Origin of the sequence: Lysobacter yananisis (genome assembly GCF_031199375.1) — a bacterium.
Classification (GTDB): Bacteria; Pseudomonadota; Gammaproteobacteria; order Xanthomonadales; family Xanthomonadaceae; genus Lysobacter; species Lysobacter yananisis.
In genome coordinates this window covers 2,927,656-2,945,721 of the sequence record NZ_CP133568.1, presented here as the reverse complement: position 1 = coordinate 2,945,721, position 18,066 = coordinate 2,927,656, and the positions used below count along the sequence as shown (strand labels likewise).

The following is an 18,066-nucleotide window of genomic DNA, read 5'->3' as shown; positions in this document are numbered from 1 at the left end:
CTTGCTTTACGGATCCCCGGTCCCGCCGCTTCAAACCCGCGATGTCGGCTGCAAGATTTCGCCCCATTGGCGGATGCCTCAAGCCGGGACGGGGACCGGCAACAGCAACCGCAAAGGCTTGCTCTACGGGTCCCGGGTCCCAGGTCCCCGGTCCCGCCGCTTCACACCCGCGAGGTCGGCTGCAGGATCTCGACCCAGTAGCCGTCCGGGTCCTTGATGAAGGCGATGTCCTTCATCCGCCCGTCGGTGAGCCGCTTCTGGAACGCCACGCCAAGCTGCTCGAAGCGCGCGCAGGCCGCTTCCACGTCCGGCACCGACACGCAGATGTGGCCGAAGCCGCGCGGGTCGCTGTTGCCGTGGTGGTAGGCGAAGTCCGCGTCGTTCTCGGTGCCGTGGTTGTGGGTCAGTTCGAGCACGCCGCGCTGGCTCAGCAGCCACTGCCCGCGCGCCGGTTCCTCGGCCGGAATCTGCGAAGGGTCGTTGACCAGCACCAGGAAGTACAGGCTGAACTTGGCATCAATGAAGTCGCGCTTGCGCACCAGGGTGAAGCCGAGCACGCGGGTGTAGAAATCCAGCGAGGCGGCCGGGTCCTTGATCCGCAGCATGGTGTGGTTGAACACGAAGTCGCGGGTCGCGGCCTCGGGTTGCGCGGTCACGCCGGGCACGGCGTTGAGTTCGTTCTGCAGGGACATGGCGTGGGCCGGTGTGAGGGAAAAGAAAATCTGGGGCCGCGCGCGGCCGCTCTCAAGCCTGCGGCGGCGGCGGCGCGACCGGGTCGCGCTGCAAGGACAGCAGGATCAGCAAGGCCGCCAGCCCCAGGTAGGCGCCGATGAACTGCCAGGCGATGACCTTCTGCAGCCCCTCCAGCGCCCACGGCAGGTACACGCCGCCGCGCGGATCGACCGAATGGATGATCCCGAACAGCGCCAGCGCGGCGCCGCCGAGCAGGAACGCCGCGGCGCGGCGCAGGCGGCCGTCGACCATCGCCGCGACCGCCGAGGTCCAGATCATCGAGGTCATGATGAAGCCGTTGCCCAGGGTCACGATCACCGCCAGTTCCGGCAGGCCGTGGCCGTCGAGCGCGCCGGTCAGCTCGGCGTGGCGGGCCGGATCGATCCAGGCCGGGTTGCCGGTCTTGATCGACAGCATGTAGGCGATCGGCGGCAGGAAGCCGAACACCATCGCGGTGGCGTGCTTGGCCGGGGTGGCCTGGAACGCCTGGGTGGTGATGTCGAGCGCGACGTAGACGATGATCGGCGCCAGCACCGCCAGCGGCAGCCACTGCACCAGCCCCGAGACGATGCCGAGGATGCCGCCCAGGCCGATGAACAAGCCGGTCAGCAGGGTGTAGCCGCTGCGCGCGCCCATGTGCTTGTACGCGGGCTGGCCGATGTACGGCGTGGTCTGGGCGACGCCGCCGACGAAGCCGGCGACCAAGGTCGAGAACGCCTCGGCCAGCAAAATGTCGCGGGTGCGGTAATCGTCGCCGGCCGCGCGCGCGCTTTCGCTGACGTTGATGCCGCCAACGATCATCAGCAGGCCGAACGGCAGCAGCAGCGGCAGGAACGGCACGGTGTGCGGCAGGCCTTCGATGAAGCCCAGGGTCGGCAGCGGCAGCACGAGCTGCAGCGGCTGCGGGGTCGGCCAATGGAAGCCAGGCGCGCCCAGGCCGAGCGCGCCGAAACCGTAGAACAGCGCAGTGCCGAACACGAACGCGACGAACACCCCCGGCAGCTTCACCGGCAGCCTGCCCTTCGCCACCAGCACGTACAGCAGCAAACCCAGGGTCATGAACCCGACCAGCGGCGAACGCAGCGTCTCGATCAGCGGCAGGAAACCCATCAGCACCAGCGCGGTGCCGGCGATCGAACCGAGCAGGCCGGCGCGCGGGATCATCCGCGTCACCGCGTCGCCGGCGAAGGACAGCGCGAACTTCAGCGCGCCCATCACCACCAGCGAGGCCATGCCGAGCTTCCAGGTCGCGTCGGCCGCGGCGGCCTCGTCCAGGCCGGCCTGCTTGAAGCCGACGAAGGCCGGGCCGAGCACCAGCAGGGCCATGCCGATGCTGGTCGGCGCGTCCAGGCCGAGCGGCATCGCGGTGACATCGTCGCGTCCGCTGCGCGCGGCCAGGCGCCGCGCCATCGCGGTGTAGATCAGATTGCCGACCAACACGCCGAACGCGGTGCCGGGGAACATGCGGGTGTAGATGACCTCGGCCGGGAAGCCGAAGATGCCGATCAGGGCCGCGGCGATGAAGCCGAGGATCGACAGGTTGTCGACGACCAGGCCGAAGAAGCCGTTGAGGTCGCCGGCGACGATCCACGAGCGCTGCGACTTTCTCGATTCGACGTTCACCGTCCGCGTCCCCCGTCCACCCAGCCAGTCCTCGACCAACGACTCAACGCGGCCACGTCCGCAAGACCAGGACGAAACCCTATCGAAACAAGGCGTTTGAAACGCATCGGCAGTACTCGCAAAAGGCAACGCGGAAGGGACGCATCCGTGCCGGCCAAGCCTGCGATCCGTTCGCAACCGTGAGTGTGCCGGCAATCGAAGGCGCCGGGGCGTTTTCGCGGCGATGGATGGGTTATCGGCTTATGCCAACCGAAGTCGCGCAGCCCCGCCGCACCCATCCCGAAGCCCCGCACCTGCCCCGTCATTCCGGCAAAAGCCGACCGGAGCGACGCAGCCCCGCCGAAACCACCTACCCGGTCATTCCGGCGAACGCCGGAATCCATCTTGATCTTGCTCCTGCGCGGGCAACGGTCGAAGGCCAAGAGCAACGTCGAAATGGATTCCGGCGTTCGCCGGAATGACGGATCGGGGGAATACGGGGAGGAATACGCGGTCCACCACGCATCTCGCATCCGCACCCCGCATCCCATACCCCGCTCACTCGCCGACGTCGAGCCAGCCGCGATAGCGCACCAGCAAGCCCACGCCCGGCAGCTGCGCATCCACCTCGAAGTGATAGCGCCCCTCGCGCTCGAACTCGCGCGCCTGCACGCGCGCGAACCAGCCCGCCGGCAGCGGCAGGCCGAAGGCGCGCACCCGCACCAGGCGCCAGACCAGGCCGGGTTCGTTGCCGATGCCGTCCTCGTCCGCCTGTCCGGCGATGCCGTAGCTCGTCGGCGCGCCCATCGCCGCCGCCGGCAGCGCCGCCGACGAGACCGTGATCGAATCGCCGGTGTGCGCCGACACCGTGCGCGCCAGCGCCGCCTCGGGCGCCTCGCCGACCGGCTCCAGGGCGAACGCGAAGCGCATCGGGCCCAGGCGTTCCAGCACCAGTCCGTCGCGCCCGGCCAGGCGCGAGCGCATCCTGGACTTGCCGAAACGCCGGGTCCAGGTCTCGCCGCGCGGGCCGGCCACGACTTCGACCTCGATCGGACCGGCATACGCCGCGGGCAGACGGACGATGCGCGCGAACAGTCGCGACCACAGGCCGCTGCCGCGCTCGACCTTGGCCTCGCCGCGATAGGTCTGCCGGCCGCTGCGTCCGTGCATCAGCCGCAGCGTGCGCGGCAACAATACGAAGCGCACGCCGAGCACGCGCGGGTACAGGCCCTCGCGCGCGCCGAGCCGCGACGCGTCGCGCGAAGGGTTGGTCATGGCTGCGCCCACTACAGCCCGCGCAGTTCGCGGGGAACCGCGTACCCGCGCCCGTCGAATCCCAGGCGCTGGCTGCTCTTGCGCTTGGGCGCGGAGATGTCTTCGCAGTCGTCGTTCTGGGACGCGTTGCGGCGCGCCTGCGACACCGTGTCGATCCGCAAGCCGGCATAGCCGTGGTCGCGCTTGGCGTCGATGGCGACGGTGCGCTGCACGCTCTCGAACTCGCCGGTGCAGTTGCCGTCCCATTCGCCGCGATCCAGCGACACCTCCAGGTTGCTCAGCACCGGCCGCAGCGCGTCGCCGTCGGCAGCGTACAGGCTCAGCACCGTGTTTTCGTACGGATTGACCCGCGACGAGCCGCTGTAGGTCACGCGCACGCCGAACGCGGTGGTGGCCTCGTTGAGGCGATAGCGCGCGGTGTCCAAGGTCACCGAGGAGATCCGCATCGCGTCGGAGACCAGCGGCTCGCGCTCGCGGTAGCGCTGCAGGATGCGCGGCTTGGCCGAGTCGGCCACCAGCACCTCCAGATCGGCGGTGTCGACGTCGCCGCTGGCCTCGTCGTGGCGCAGGCGCACCGCCAGCAGGGTCTTGCCGGGCGCGGCCGGCCAGACCTTGCAGGCGACGTCGTCGAGCTTGATCCAACGCTTGGGCGAACCCGCGGTGCGCAGGAATTCGCCCTCGTCGCCGGTCACGCTGTCCGCACCGGGATAGGCGGCCAGCAGCAAGTCGTAGGAACGCCCGCCGCAACCGTCGTCGGCGCGCGCGCCGAAGGGCGCGACGCCGAACGCAGCGGCGAGGGACAGCGAAAGCAACAGGACCGTCCGTTGGGCCAGAGGCTGGGTCATCGTGTTTGCATCCAGACAAGAGTCGCCATGCGGCCGGTGCGGCGGTCGCGGCGGTGGGAGAAAAAGCGGTCGGGTTCGGAAATCGTGCACAAGCCGCCGCCGCGGATATGGTCGGCGCGCAGGCCGGCGCGCGCCAGCCGTTGCCGCGCCAGCGCGTACAGGTCGACCCGCCAGTGGCCGGGCCGGGTCGCGGCGAACGCGGCGTCGGCCGCGGCATCGACGGCGAGGAACGCGTCGCGCACCTCCGCGCCGATCTCGTAGCGCTGCGGCCCGGCGGCCGGGCCGAGCCAGGCGCGCAGGCGCGCGGGCTCGCTGCGCATCGCCGCGACCGTGGCTTCGAGCACGCCGTCGGCGAGCCCGCGCCAACCGGCGTGGGCAGCGCCGACTTCGCTGCCGTCGTCCGCGGCGAACAGCACCGGCAGGCAGTCGGCGGTGAGGATCGCCAGCACCGTGCCGGGCGTCGAGGTCACCGCGGCGTCGGCCTCGGGTTCGCCGCCGCCGGCTTCGCCCGCGGCGGATTCGCCGTCGAAGCGGACCACCCCGGCGCCGTGCACCTGATGCAGCCAGCGCGGCGCCGACGGCAGGCCGGCGGCCTGCGCAAGCAGTTCGCGGTTGCGCCGCACCGCGGCCGGATCGTCGCGCTGCTCGCCGTAGAGCGTGCCGAGGTTGAACGCGTCGAACGGCGCCTGCGACACGCCCAGGCCGCGGCGCACCGTGGCGAAGCCGCGCACGCCCGGCGGCGCCGGCCAGTCGGCGTCGATCCAAGGATTCGCCGTGGGCTCGGTCACCGCCCGGCCTCGGCCGCGGCGCGCGAATCCTCGCGCAGTTCGGCGACCAGCTGCAGCATGTCGGCCGGCACCGGCGCGGTGCAGCGCACCGGTTCGCCGCTGATCGGATGGACGAACTCCAGAGTCTCGGCATGCAGCGCCTGGCGCTTGAAGCCGCGCAGGGTCTCGACCAGCGAATCGCTGGCGCCCTTGGGCAGCTTGAGCGGGCCGCCGTACAGCGGATCGCCGACGATGGGGTGCTTGAGGTGCTGCATGTGCACGCGGATCTGATGGGTACGCCCGGTTTCCAGGCGGCATTCCAGCAGGGTGTGGGCGCGGAAACGCTCGCGCAGGCGGAAGTGGGTGACCGCCTCGCGGCCGTCCTCGCGCACCGCCATGCGCAGGCGGTCGCGCGGGTGGCGGTCGATCGCGGCGTTGGCGGTGCCGCCGGAGACCAGCGCGCCGACCACCACGGCCAGGTACTGGCGGTGGACCTCGCGCGCGGACAATTGATCGACCAGCGAGGTGTGCGCCGGCAGGGTCCGCGCGACCACCATGACCCCGGAGGTGTCCTTGTCGAGGCGGTGGACGATGCCGGCGCGCGGCAGCGCGGCCAGCGACGGGTCGCGGTGCAGCAGGGCGTTGACCAGGGTGCCGGCGGGATTGCCGGCGCCGGGGTGGACGACCAGCCCGGCCGGCTTGTCGAGCACGATCACCTCGGCGTCCTCGTACAGCACGTCCAGGGCGATGTCCTCGGCCACGGCGTGGGTCTGGGTGTCCAGGACCACGTTCAATTCGACCGCCTCGCCGCCCTGGACCGGGTCGCGCGGACGCGCCTCGCGGCCGTTCAGGCGGGCGTCGCCGGACTTGATCCAGGCGGCCAGGCGCGAACGCGAGTAATCGGGGAACAGTTCGGCCAGGACCGCGTCGAAGCGGCGGCCGGCGGCGGCGTCGGGCACGGTCGCGGTCAGGGTCTGGCGGGAGTCGGTCATCGCGGCTTCGGGGGTGAGTGAGGGAAGACGGGTCCGGTTAAGGGCTCGGACCCGCGGACTGCTATTATCGGCTCTTCGTGCCTCCGGCGCCTGTCGATGCCTGCCATGACCGAACGTTCCACCCCGTCCCGCGCCGTCGTGCGCCTGGTGTCCCTGCTGCTGATCGTCGCCGTGGCCGGCACTGGCTGCTCGCGGGTCGGCAAGATGTTCAAGAAGAACAAGGACGCCGACGAGGGCCAGCCGGTCGAGGCCATCTACGAGAAGGCCCACAAGTCGATGACCAACGGCAACTGGGCCTCGGCCGAGCTCAGCTTCAAGCGCCTGGTCGCCCAGTACCCGTACGGCCCCTACACCGAGCAGGCCCTGATCGAGACCGCCTACGCCCAGTACAAGTCGGGCAAGCACGACGACGCGATCAGCAGCATCGACCGCTTCATCCGCACCTACCCGACCCACCGCAACATCGCCTACCTGTACTACCTGCGCGGCCTGGTCAATTCCAGCCGCGACACCGTGTTCCTGCAGAAGGTCTGGCGCCTGGACGTGAGCCGCCGCGACCTGGCCACGCCGATGCAGGCCTACAACGACTTCCAGATCGTGGTCGAGCGCTACCCGAACAGCCGCTACGCGCAGGACGCGCGCAAGCGCATGATCGTGCTGCGCGACACCTTCGCCCGCCACGAGCTCGACGTCTCGCTGTACTACCTGCGCCGCACCGCCTACGTGGCCGCCGCCGACCGCGCCAAGTACCTGCTCGAGACCTACCCGCAGAGCGGCTACCAGAACGACGCGGTGGCGGTGCTGATGAAGTCCTACGAAGGTCTGGCCAACCCGACCCTGGCCGCCGACGCCAAGCGCGTGCTGCAGCAGAACGACGCCGGCCACCCGGCGCTGACCGGCGACTGGCCGGACTACCCGAGCAACCTGCGCAAGCTCAACCCGTTCGCGGGCGAGCGCTCGGCGGTGGACAACCGCGACAAGCTCGAAGCCAAGCGCGCCGAGCAGGCGGGCAAGGGCGAGTAAGCCTCCCGCCTTCGCCGCAACGAAAACGCCGCCTCCGGGCGGCGTTTTTCGTTTCCGCAGCCCCCTTGTAGAAGCGGCGCGAGCCGCGACCGCGACAACGCAACCACGACGCAACAGCGAACATGCGGTGCAGTGGCCGCGCCGTGCATCGATCGATCGCGAGCGCTCGGCCGTGCAGGCGAGCCGCAGCCCGACCTCAACCGCCGGCCGGATACTGTTCCGCCCTCGGCGCGCGCCCGTGGCGACGCTGCGCGTCGCCGGTTTCGTCGCGGTTGCGTTGTCGCGGTCGCGGCTCGCGCCGCTCCTACAGGGGGAAACCCGGCAGCGACGTCAGCCGGAATAGCGATTGGTGATGGGATAGCGCCGCTCGCGCCCGAACGCGCGCCGCGACACCTTCGGCCCCGGCGCGGCCTGGTGCCGCTTCCATTCGCTGATCCGCACCAGCCGCAGCACCCGGTCGACGGTCGCGGGATCGAACCCGGCGGCGACGATCTCCTCGCGCGACTGCTCCTGGTCGACGTAGCGCAGCAGGATCGCGTCGAGCACGTCGTACGGCGGCAGCGAATCCTGGTCCTTCTGGTTCTCGCGCAGTTCCGCCGACGGCGGCCGGTCGATCACCGCCCACGGGATCACCGGCGAGCCGGCGACCGCGTTGCGCCAGCGCGCCAGCGCGAACACCTCGGTCTTGTACAGGTCCTTGATCGGCGCGTAGCCGCCGCACATGTCGCCGTAGATGGTGGCGTAGCCGACCGCGTATTCGCTCTTGTTGCCGGTGGTCAGCAGCAGGCCGCCGAACTTGTTGCTCATCGCCATCATCAGCGCGCCGCGGGTGCGCGACTGCAGGTTCTCCTCGGTCACGTCCACCGGCTTGCCGGCGAAGGCCTCGGCCAGGGTGTCGAGGAAGCCCTGGAACGGCGCCTCGATCGGCAGCGCCAGCAGCCGCACGCCCTGGCTCGCGCACTGCTCGGCGGCCAGGTCGTTGGACAAGTCGGCGGTGTAGCGCGAGGGCATGCGCACCGCGACGACGTTTTCAGCGCCGAGCGCATCGACCGCGATCGCCATCACCAGCGAGGAATCGATGCCGCCCGACAGGCCCAGCCAGACTTTCTCGAAACCGTTCTTGCGGCAGTAGTCGCGGGTGCCGCGCACCACGGCGCGCCAGGCCAGCGCGTCGCGGCTTTCCTCGTGCTCGACCGGCCACGACACCGGCACGAAGCGCCGGCTCGCGTCGTCGTAGTCGGCGACCAGCCAGTGGTCCTCGAACGCCGCCGCGGCCGCATGCACGTTGCCGTCGCCGTCGGCCAGCACGGAGGCGCCGTCGAACACCAGCGCGTCCTGGCCGCCGACCACGTTGAGATAGGCCAGGGCCACGCCGGTCTCGCGCGCGCGCAGGTCCAGCAGCGCGTCGCGCTGGGCGTGCTTATCGCGCTCGAACGGCGAGGCGTTGGGCACCAGCACCAGGCTCGCGCCGGCCTTCGCCGTCGCCGCCAGCGGTTCGGCGAACCACAGGTCCTCGCAGATCACCACGCCGACCTGCACGCCCTTGACGTCGAACACGACCGCTTCGCCGTCGGGGTCGACGTCGAAGTAGCGGCGCTCGTCGAACACCGCATAGTTGGGCAGTTCGCGCTTGCGATAGGTCGCCTCGATGCGGCCGCCGCGCAGCACGCTGGCCGCGTTGTAGACCACCGCCCCGGCCGCCTGCGGCCAGCCGACCACGGCGACGATGCCGTGCGTCGCCGCGGCCACCCGCTCCAGCGCGGCCTGGCAATCGGCGAGGAAGCTGGGGCGCAGCAGCAGGTCTTCGGGCGGGTAGCCGCTGATCGCCAACTCCGGGAACAGCACCACGTCGGCACCGTGCTCGTCGCGCGCCTGCGCGATCAGCGCGGCGATGCGCTCGGCGTTGCCGTCGACCGCGCCGACGGGGAAATCGAACTGGGCCAGGGCGATGCGCAGGGGTGCGGACATGCGGGACTCGGCGTTCACAAATGGGAGTGGAAAGCCGGCGCGAACCGTGTGGTCCGCGCCGGATCGGAAACTCGCTGCGCTCAGGGCGGCGCGTAACCGGCTTCGCGCTGGGCCCGGATCGCCAGGATCAGGACAGTATCGAATTCGCTCAGGTAGCGGTACAGCGCCACATAGCCGCTGACGTCGCGGCCGATGACCAGTTCGCCCAGTTCCGCTTCGGCCGGCCGGCCGATCAGCGGATTGTCGCTCAGTACGTCGATCGCTCGCAGGATGCCGTCGATGCGCTGCTCGCGCCTTGCCGCATCGTGGCGGTCTAGATGATCGAGAATCCGGGCGAAGTCCTCGGCCACGGCGGGCGCCAGGACGATTCGGGTCACGGCTTGCGCCCGAAGGGCTTCTTCGCTGGCGGCGACGCGTTCTCGCCGCGCGCGCGGCGACCGAGATAGTCGCGCATGTCGCCCCACTCCAGGGCCTGTCCGTCGGCGACGAAACTGCGCCAGCGCTCCTGCGCCTCGTCCAGGAATTGCGCGCGGCGCTCGGCCTCGCCGACCTTCTCCTCCAGCGCGCCGAGGATGAAGCCGTGCGGCGTGGTGCCGGCGCGTTCGGCGGCGTCGGCGATGCGCGACTTCAGCTCGTCGCTGAGGCGGATCGTGGTGGTGGACATCGGGCGTCTCCGCCAGGCGGGCCGGACGCCACTGTAGCACTTCTGTGACACATAACGAAAAAGCCGCCCGAAGGCGGCTTTTTCCCGGCTTCGGGCCGAAACCTCCGGCCCGGACGCCGAACTTACTTGCCCAGACGCTTGGCGATCGCCGCGCCCAGGTCGCCCGGCGACTTGACCGTGGTGACGCCGGCCTTTTCCATCGCCGCGAACTTGCCTTCGGCCGTGCCCGAACCGCCCGAGGCGATCGCGCCGGCGTGGCCCATGCGCTTGCCCTTCGGCGCCGAGGCGCCGGCGATGAAGCCGACCACCGGCTTGGTCACGTACTGGGCGATGAACTCGGCCGCTTCTTCCTCGGCCGAACCGCCGATCTCGCCGACCATGATGATGCCTTCGGTCTGCGGGTCGTCCTGGAACCACTTCAGCGCGTCGATGAAGTTGGTGCCGTTGATCGGGTCGCCGCCGATGCCGATGCAGGTCGACTGGCCCAGGCCCACGTCGGTGGTCTGCTTGACCGCTTCATAGGTCAGCGTGCCCGAGCGCGAGACGATGCCGATCACGCCCGGCTTGTGGATGTGGCCCGGCATGATGCCGATCTTGCACTCGCCCGGGGTGATGACGCCGGGGCAGTTCGGACCGACCAGCACGACGTCGTCGTAGCCGTTGAGGGTGTTCTTGACCCGCAGCATGTCGAGCACCGGGATGCCCTCGGTGATGCACACGATGACCTTGATGCCGGCGTCGGCCGCTTCCAGGATCGCGTCGGCCGCGAACGGCGGCGGCACGTAGATGACCGAGGCGTCGGCGCCGGTCTCTTCGACGGCGTCGCGCACGGTGTTGAAGACCGGCAGGCCCAGGTGCTGGGTGCCGCCCTTGCCCGGGGTCACGCCGCCGACGACCTTGGTGCCGTACTCGAGCATCTGCTCGGCGTGGAAGGTGCCCTGCGAGCCGGTGAAGCCCTGCACGATCACCTTGGTGTTCTTGTTGATCAAAACGGACATTTTGGTAAGTCCCTGCAAACGTGTTGTTGGGCGTCTTCGGACAGAACGGGCGCCGACTGCGTCGGCGTCCGCGGCGCATGCCTCCACATCCCCACCTCGCCGCTTCGCGTCGAGGTCGCCCCTTGACTCAAGGGGCTAGGCGCGGGGGCAGGCCGCTGCGTCTGTTCTTAGGCGCCGGCGACGGCGGCAACCGCCTTCTTCGCGCCATCGTTGATGTTGTCGGCCGGGGTGATGGCCAGACCCGAGTTCTTCAGCAGTTCCTTGCCGGCTTCCACATTGGTGCCTTCCAGACGCACGATCACCGGCACCTTGACGTCGACTTCCTTGACCGCGGCGATGATGCCCTCGGCGATCATGTCGCAGCGGACGATGCCGCCGAAGATGTTGACGAAGATCGCCTTGACCTTGTCCGAGCTGAGGATCAGCTTGAACGCCTCGGTCACGCGCTCCTTGGTGGCGCCGCCGCCGACGTCGAGGAAGTTGGCCGGCGAGCCGCCTTCCAGCTGGATCACGTCCATGGTGGCCATGGCCAGACCGGCGCCGTTGACCATGCAGCCGATGTTGCCGTCCATGGTGACGTAGTTGAGGTCGTGCTGGCTGGCCTTGACCTCGGTCTCGTCTTCCTGGCGGATATCGCGCATGTCGGCGAGATCCTTGTGGCGGAAGGTCGCGTTGTCGTCGCTGTTGACCTTGCCGTCGAGCACGGCGAGGTCGCCGTTGGTGAGGATCGCCAGCGGGTTCAGTTCGACCAGCGCCAGGTCCTTCTCGTTGAACAGCTTGTACAGGCCCAGCATGATCTTGGTCAGCTGGCCGGCCTGCTTGGCGTTGAGGCCCAGGTCGAACGCGAGCTCGCGGCACTGGTAGGCCTGCAGGCCCTGCACGTAGTTGACGTGGATGGTCTTGATCGCCTCCGGGGTCTCCTCGGCGACCTTCTCGATCTCCACGCCGCCTTCGGCCGAGGCGATGAAGGTGACCGACTTGGTCGAGCGGTCGACCAGGACCGACAGGTACAGCTCCTTGGCGATGTCGGTGCCTTCGGAAATCAGCACCGTATCGATCGGCAGGGCGACGCCGGCCGACTGGTAGGTCTCCATCTTGGTGCCCAGCATGGCCTGGGCGTACTGCTTCACTTCGTCGAAGTTCTTGGCCAGCTTGACGCCGCCGGCCTTGCCGCGGCCGCCCGCGTGGATCTGGGCCTTGACCACCCACAGGTCGCCCGGGATGGCCTTGGCCGCCGCGACGGCCTCTTCGGGAGTGCGCGCAACGCGCCCGGCCGGCACTGCGATGCCGTAGTCGGCAAACAGCTGCTTTGCCTGATATTCGTGGAAATTCATGCGTCACCGAGGGGAGTGAAAGACGTCCCGCGCGGACGCACGGCCGGGGGCCGGAGCGGGCGCGAGGGGGCCGCATTGTCGCCGATCGCGGCGGGGCGAGCAAAACCCGGGGCGGCCGGGCCGACCGGCGGAGCCTCGCATCCCGGGCTGCGACCGGTCCGGACGGGACTTGGGCAGCGGTCGCGGCCGGGGCCGCCGCGGACCCACGCGGGCGTGTGGCCAAATCCGGCAAGGCCGGCACGCTGCAAACGCAAGGCCTGCGCCCGCCCGCCCCCAAGACCGCCCTGCGGCAATCCCGCCCGCGCCGGCCAGCCGCCCTATACTGATCGATACTCCGCCCGCGCAGGGAAACCCGCTTGCCGTCAGGTCTCGCCCCCGTCGCTCCGGCCGATGCCGACTCCGCGCTGCGCCGCGAACTGTATTTCTTCACCCTCTACCGCCTGCTCGAGGCGGCGCTGCTGGTGCTGTTCCTGTTCGGCCCGGTCGAGAACCTGATCGGCGCGCCGCGCCACGACCTGTTCGCGCGCTCGCTGTCGCTGTCCTATCTGTTCATCGCCAGCCTGCTGTTCGTGTTCGGCCGCCGCGGCGACCTGCGCGCCCAGGTCTTCGCCGGCATCGCCTGCGACCTGTTCTTCGGCATCCTCTCGATCCACGCCCTGCCCGGCGCCGGCACCGGCATCGCCCTGATGCTGATGTTCAACGTCGGCGCCGCCGCGCTGCTGCTGCCGACCCGCTTCGGCATCGGCGCGGCGATCGCCGCCTGCCTGGGGCTGGTCGGCGAATGGCTGTGGACCGAACTGGGCAACGAGGCGCTCGGCCGCACCGTCGCCGAGCCGGTGATGTTCGCCCTGGGCTACCTGTCGATCGCGCTGCTGACCAGCACCCTGGGCCGGCAGATGCGCGAGAGCCAGGAACTGGCCGAGCGCCGCGGCGCCGAAGCCGCCAATTACGCCGAGATCAACGAACTCATCATCCGCCGCATGCGCACCGGGGTGCTGCTGGTCGACGGCGAAGGCCGGCTGCGCCTGGCCAACGAGGCGGCGATGCTGCTGCTCGGCGACAACGGCGAGCACAACGGCGGCCAGCACGGCCACCGGGTGCTGGCGATCGCCTCGCCGGAACTGTCGCGCCGGCTCGGCCGTTGGCGGGTCGAGGGCCGCCCCGACGAAAGCCCGCTGCGGCTGGCGCCGGACTTGCCGGAAGTGGTGCCGCGCTTCACCCGCCTGCTCGCCGGCAGCGACCAGACCCTGATCTTCCTCGACGACACCTCGCTGGTCTCGCGCCGCGCCGAATCGATCACCCTGGCCGCGCTCGGCCGCTTTTCCGCCAGCCTCGCCCACGAGATCCGCAACCCGCTGGCGGCGATCAACTACGCGGTGCAACTGCTGGAGGAGTCGCGCGACATCGCCGTGTCCGACCGGCGCCTGCTCGAGATCATCCGCCAGCAGGGCTCGCGCATGAACGGCATCGTCGAGAACGTGCTCGGCATGGCCCGGCGCGAGCCGGCCAAGCCCGAGCACGTCGAGCTGATGGGCTTCGTGCGCCAGTTCGTCGACGAGTACCGCGCCATCCACCCGATCGAGCAGGACACCCTGCGCGCCACCGGCGCGCACGCGCAGGCGCCGGCGCTGGTCGATCCGCGCCAGCTGCACCAAGCGCTGACCGTGCTGGTGCACAACGCGCTGACCTACGGCCGCCAACCCGGCGAACCGGCGCGGGTCAGCGTGCACGTGTACTTCGACGACGTCGGGCTGCCGGCGATCGACGTGCTCGACCGCGGACCCGGCATTCCCGACTCGGTCGCCGAACGCCTGTTCCGGCCGTTCTTCACCACCTCCGCGCACGGCACCGGCCTGGGCCTGTACATCGCGCGCGAGCTGTGCCGCGCCAACCAGGCCTCGCTCGACTACGTGCCGGTACCCGGCGGCGGCGGCTGTTTCCGCATCCGCCTGGCCGGCGCCAGCGCGCTCGCGCCGGCCTGAGCGAACAGTGTGACTGCGCGCACGGCAAGCAGAAAACGTGCCACCAGCGTCTTGGCCGCGACAGGTTCGTTAAGTTATCGTGGGCGGTGGAGGGCGTAATGGCTGAAACCCGTAGTGCATTGGTAGTCGACGACGAACGCGATATCCGCGAGTTGCTCGTCATGACGTTGGGCCGCATGGGCCTGCGTTGCGATACCGCGTCGGGCCTCAACGAGGCCCGCAGCCAGCTGCTGCGCAATCGTTACGATCTGTGCCTGACCGACATGCGCCTGCCCGACGGCTCGGGCATGGACCTGGTCGCCGAGATCAGCCAGAAGCATCCCAACACTCCGGTGGCGATGATCACCGCCTTCGGCAACGTCGAGGCCGCGGTGGAAGCGCTCAAGGCCGGCGCGTTCGACTTCGTCGCCAAGCCGGTCGACTTGTCGGTGCTGCGCGACCTGGTGCGCCACGCGCTGGAGCTGCACGAGACCCGCCGCAGCGCCAGCGAGGCGGTCGGCTCGCGCCTGTACGGCGAATCGCCGGCGATGATCAAGCTGCGCCAGACCATCGGCAAGGTCGCGCGCAGCCAGGCGCCGGTGTACATCGCCGGCGAATCGGGCGTGGGCAAGGAACTGGTCGCGCGCACCATCCACTCCGAGGGCGGCCGCGCCGACGGCCCGTTCGTGCCGGTCAACTGCGGCGCGATCCCGGCCGAGCTGATGGAAAGCGAATTCTTCGGCCACAAGAAGGGCAGCTTCACCGGCGCCCACGCCGACAAGCCGGGCCTGTTCCAGGCCGCCGACGGCGGCACCTTGTTCCTCGACGAAGTCGCCGAGCTGCCGCTGGCGATGCAGGTCAAGCTGCTGCGCGCGATCCAGGAAAAATCGATCCGCCCGGTCGGCGCCCAAGCCGAGGTCACGGTGGACGTGCGCATCCTCTCGGCCACCCACAAGGACCTGGCCGCGCTGGTCGCCGAAGGCCGCTTCCGCCAGGACCTGTACTACCGCATCAACGTCATCGAGTTGCGCGTGCCGCCGCTGCGCGAGCGCCTGGACGACCTGCCCGGCCTGGCCGCGAAGATCCTCCACCGCCTGGCCGGCAACCAGGGCCGGCCGGTGCCGCGACTGGGCGACGACGCGCTCGAGGCGTTGCGCGCCTACAACTTCCCGGGCAACGTGCGCGAACTGGAGAACATCCTCGAACGCGCGCTGGCCCTGGCCGAAGGCGAAGTCCTCAGCGCCGGCGACCTGCGCCTGCCGCGCCTGGCCACCCAGGCCCCGCCGGGCGCCGTCGCCCCCGGCGCCGCCCCGCCGCCCGCCGGCCAGCCCGTGCCCCCGGGCGCGGTCGACCCGCGCACGCTCAACCCGCGCGACACCGCCACCAGCGCCCTGCCGTCCTACATCGAAGAGATCGAACGCGCCGCCATCCAACAGGCGCTGCAGGAGAACCGCTACAACAAGACCCGCACCGCGGCCGCGCTGGGCATTACGTTCCGGGCGCTGCGCTATAAGCTGAAGAAGCTCGGGATCGACTGAGCCGCAGCGTGCGCCGGCGATTACGGCCGGATCGAACTGAAGCAGCGACAAGACGCCGGCCCGCGAGGGCCGGCGTTTTTCGTTAGCGCGTTCCAACGGCAGAGCCGGCACGCCTGAGCGCGAAACCCTCGGCACCACGCAGCTGGACGATGCGGATCGGCCGCAGCGGCCGGGCCGGGCACCGCAGCCACGACCCTGCGCGTGGCCGACGCGGGTTCGAAGGTCGCCGACGGAGCATCGACGGCTGGGCGCGGGCGGGCGCCGCGCGACCAGCCAAGCGAGCCGACGCACGGCAGCAGGCGTCCGAGGCATTCGCTTGCGAGTGCCTTCGGTACGCGCTTATGGCGACAAATACCTCACTTCGCGCGCGCCCGGAAACACAGCGGCGCTTTCGCATCGCATGTCCCCATTCGTTGCTTCGGCAATAGACGTATGAAGTGCGCCCATATAAGTGCAATTTCTACACAGCAATTACACGCAACTTCTAATTGGCACGGAGCCTGCGTAACTCCCTACGCACCAGCAACTCGCACGACCGCCGGATACCCGCGGTTGCTGTACCTGCCGGCGCCCGCAACGTCCGACACCACTTAGGGGATACATATGAACAAGCAACACGGCTTCACCCTGATCGAATTGATGATCGTCATCGCGATCCTCGGCATCCTGATCGCCATCGCCCTGCCGGCTTACCAGGACTACTCGATCCGCACCAAGAATGCCGAGTGCCTGAATCTCGCCGCGGCCGCCAAGCTGGCCGTTTCGGAAACCGCCCAGGACCGCGGCGGCCTGGCCGCGATCACGGCCGACAACCACGGCTACGAGTTCACCGCCAGCAAGTACTGCAACAGCGTGGGAATCGAAGCGGGCACCGGCAAGATCGAGGCGGTCACGGTGGGCGGCGCCACCGGTACCGGCGGTACTTCGGTTACCTTCACCCTGACCCCCTCCGCAGACAGCGGCCGCATCGATTGGGATTGCTCGGTGAAGAGCGGCGCCAAGATGTCGCAGGTCCCGGGCGAGTGCCGGAAGAACACCCCCGCTGCGCCCACGAACTAATCATTCGCCTGCTGGCAACAGCGCGCCTTTGACCTTAAGGTAGTTGCCAGGAAATGCCGGCCCTGTGGGCCGGCATTTCTTTTTCTGCCGGCATTGCTTTCGATGCCGAAGACGTTGGAGCGGCGATAGATAGTCCCAGGCCCGGCGCCGGCCACAGGCGACGCCATAGGCTCACATCCGGCGAATCACCGTCCTCGAAGCCAGAGCCGCGCGCGCCAGCTCAAGGGCGGCTCCCGGCCATAGTCGATCGGCATCAAGCGCCGGCAGCCAGCCGCTTCGCGGCGCCCGAATCCGCCGCGCTGACATGCATCCCGGCAGCTCATCGAACCTCCGTCCAAGCCGCCGCTGCGGCCATTGCACGCCTGCTTCGCCAAGTCAGGTCAGGCCGGCGTACCTGTCCGTTGCCGACCCGTCGTGGCCTGCATCCGCTGACTTGATCGCGCCATACCACTGGCTCGTTACCGGCCAGCCACCATCCATCGGGCATCGCCTACTGTCACGCAGCCAGGCCGCGCATCGGCCGCGAGCCCGGCCGGCATGCCTGGCAACGACCAGCGCTTTTCGACTTCCTTCACATTTTCACTGCCAGGCCGATCAACATGACGCGTTTCGTCACCCCGGCCACCCTCGCACTGACCCAAAACGTCACCTTGCCCGGCCTGGAGACGACCCGATGCGTGACTGCCCTAGCAGTTTCGGAGCAGGTGCCACGGGAAGCCCTACTTGGCACGGGTTGTGCGTAGTCATTCCGTGCACGGACAGATCGCCAGGCACCTTCGATGGACCGAAAGCTGACGCGCTCTGGCACGTGAAAGCAACCACACTCCTAGGGGATACACCATGAAGAAGCAGCAAGGCTTTACCCTCATCGAACTGATGATCGTCATCGCGATCCTCGGCATCCTGATCGCCATCGCTCTGCCGGCCTACCAGGACTACCAGGTCCGCACCAAGGCCACCGAAGGCCTGAACGTCGCCGCCGCCGCCAAGCTGGCCGTCGCCGAAGCCGCCAACGACAATGGGGGCGTCGACAAGATCAAGACCGCCGACGTCTCGTACTCCTTCACCAAGGACAGCACCAAGTACATCGAGACCATCGCCATCGGCGACGCCGGCGTGATCACCGTGACCACCAAGGGCACCGGCGCGACCACCCCGATCGTGTTCACGCTGACCCCGACCGCCAACACCGACAAGACCGCGATCGACTGGGCCTGCAAGGGCACCGGCGGCGACAAGGTCTCGCAGCTGCCGTCCTCCTGCCGTCCGAAGGCCACCTAATCCGTCGATCGTCTGATCGATGCGCTT

16 protein-coding genes are annotated in these 18,066 nt (G+C 69.4%); 5 read left to right on the top strand and 11 right to left on the bottom strand.

The genetic code is table 11. The features are described from left to right. Window positions 1–161 precede the first annotated feature (161 nt). The 6 genes from gloA to rluD all read right to left on the bottom strand — a co-directional run bounded on the left by gloA (window position 162) and on the right by rluD (window position 6,213). Window positions 162–692 carry a lactoylglutathione lyase gene (gene gloA / locus RDV84_RS12485; protein ID WP_078998148.1) on the bottom strand — a complete coding sequence of 177 codons (531 nt, stop codon included), beginning with the start codon at window positions 690–692 and terminating at the stop codon, window positions 162–164. A gap of 52 nt (window positions 693–744) precedes the next feature. Next, on the bottom strand, window positions 745–2,355 hold the full coding sequence (locus RDV84_RS12480; RefSeq protein ID WP_309153570.1) for a SulP family inorganic anion transporter: 1,611 nt from the start codon (window positions 2,353–2,355) through the stop codon (window positions 745–747). A gap of 537 nt (window positions 2,356–2,892) precedes the next feature. Continuing rightward, window positions 2,893–3,609, bottom strand: a complete 717-nt coding sequence (locus tag RDV84_RS12475; protein ID WP_309153569.1) for a DUF4166 domain-containing protein — start codon at window positions 3,607–3,609, stop codon at window positions 2,893–2,895. A gap of 11 nt (window positions 3,610–3,620) precedes the next feature. Then, a complete protein-coding gene (locus RDV84_RS12470; RefSeq protein WP_309153568.1) occupies window positions 3,621–4,454 on the bottom strand; it encodes a PA3715 family protein in 834 nt (277 codons plus the stop codon). Further along, entirely contained in the window at window positions 4,451–5,242 is a 792-nt protein-coding gene (pgeF, locus tag RDV84_RS12465; protein WP_057948785.1) for a peptidoglycan editing factor PgeF, read from the bottom strand. The genes RDV84_RS12470 and pgeF overlap by 4 nt, the downstream gene beginning before the upstream one ends. Then, window positions 5,239–6,213, bottom strand: coding sequence for a 23S rRNA pseudouridine(1911/1915/1917) synthase RluD (gene rluD / locus RDV84_RS12460; RefSeq protein WP_057948786.1), 975 nt, complete (start codon window positions 6,211–6,213; stop codon window positions 5,239–5,241). Before rluD ends, pgeF begins: the two co-directional genes overlap by 4 nt. A 105-nt stretch (window positions 6,214–6,318) precedes the next feature. Between rluD and RDV84_RS12455 the strand changes: the two genes are divergently transcribed. Next, the gene (locus RDV84_RS12455; protein WP_057948787.1) at window positions 6,319–7,236 is read left to right on the top strand and encodes an outer membrane protein assembly factor BamD; all 918 of its coding nucleotides are present in this window, start codon (window positions 6,319–6,321) and stop codon (window positions 7,234–7,236) included. Between the two features lie 330 nt (window positions 7,237–7,566). On the opposite strand, the gene RDV84_RS12450 is transcribed toward RDV84_RS12455, so the two are convergent. The 5 genes from RDV84_RS12450 to sucC all read right to left on the bottom strand — a co-directional run bounded on the left by RDV84_RS12450 (window position 7,567) and on the right by sucC (window position 12,200). Then, window positions 7,567–9,204: an NAD+ synthase gene (locus RDV84_RS12450; RefSeq protein ID WP_057948788.1), complete on the bottom strand. Its 1,638-nt coding sequence runs from the start codon at window positions 9,202–9,204 to the stop codon at window positions 7,567–7,569. Window positions 9,205–9,284: 80 nt separating this feature from the next. After that, window positions 9,285–9,581, bottom strand: coding sequence for a type II toxin-antitoxin system RelE/ParE family toxin (locus tag RDV84_RS12445; RefSeq protein ID WP_078998153.1), 297 nt, complete (start codon window positions 9,579–9,581; stop codon window positions 9,285–9,287). Continuing rightward, window positions 9,578–9,868, bottom strand: a complete 291-nt coding sequence (locus RDV84_RS12440) for a hypothetical protein (protein ID WP_057948790.1) — start codon at window positions 9,866–9,868, stop codon at window positions 9,578–9,580. The genes RDV84_RS12445 and RDV84_RS12440 overlap by 4 nt, the downstream gene beginning before the upstream one ends. A 122-nt stretch (window positions 9,869–9,990) precedes the next feature. Then, window positions 9,991–10,866 (bottom strand): succinate--CoA ligase subunit alpha, encoded by an 876-nt coding sequence (gene sucD, locus RDV84_RS12435; protein WP_057948791.1) that lies wholly within the window; start codon window positions 10,864–10,866, stop codon window positions 9,991–9,993. Window positions 10,867–11,033: 167 nt separating this feature from the next. Then, entirely contained in the window at window positions 11,034–12,200 is a 1,167-nt protein-coding gene (gene sucC / locus RDV84_RS12430) for an ADP-forming succinate--CoA ligase subunit beta (RefSeq protein ID WP_057948792.1), read from the bottom strand. Between the two features lie 356 nt (window positions 12,201–12,556). Here sucC and RDV84_RS12425 point away from each other — a divergent pair, with 356 nt between their 5' ends. The 4 genes from RDV84_RS12425 (at window position 12,557) to RDV84_RS12410 (ending at window position 18,039) form a co-directional block, all read left to right on the top strand. Further along, window positions 12,557–14,182 (top strand): sensor histidine kinase, encoded by a 1,626-nt coding sequence (locus RDV84_RS12425; RefSeq protein WP_057948793.1) that lies wholly within the window; start codon window positions 12,557–12,559, stop codon window positions 14,180–14,182. A gap of 98 nt (window positions 14,183–14,280) precedes the next feature. Then, window positions 14,281–15,699, top strand: coding sequence for a sigma-54-dependent transcriptional regulator (locus RDV84_RS12420; protein ID WP_250449292.1), 1,419 nt, complete (start codon window positions 14,281–14,283; stop codon window positions 15,697–15,699). Between the two features lie 603 nt (window positions 15,700–16,302). Further along, entirely contained in the window at window positions 16,303–16,758 is a 456-nt protein-coding gene (locus RDV84_RS12415) for a pilin (RefSeq protein ID WP_078998156.1), read from the top strand. An 840-nt stretch (window positions 16,759–17,598) separates the two neighbouring features. Continuing rightward, window positions 17,599–18,039, top strand: a complete 441-nt coding sequence (locus tag RDV84_RS12410) for a pilin (RefSeq protein ID WP_078998157.1) — start codon at window positions 17,599–17,601, stop codon at window positions 18,037–18,039. The last annotated feature ends 27 nt before the right edge of the window (window positions 18,040–18,066 follow it).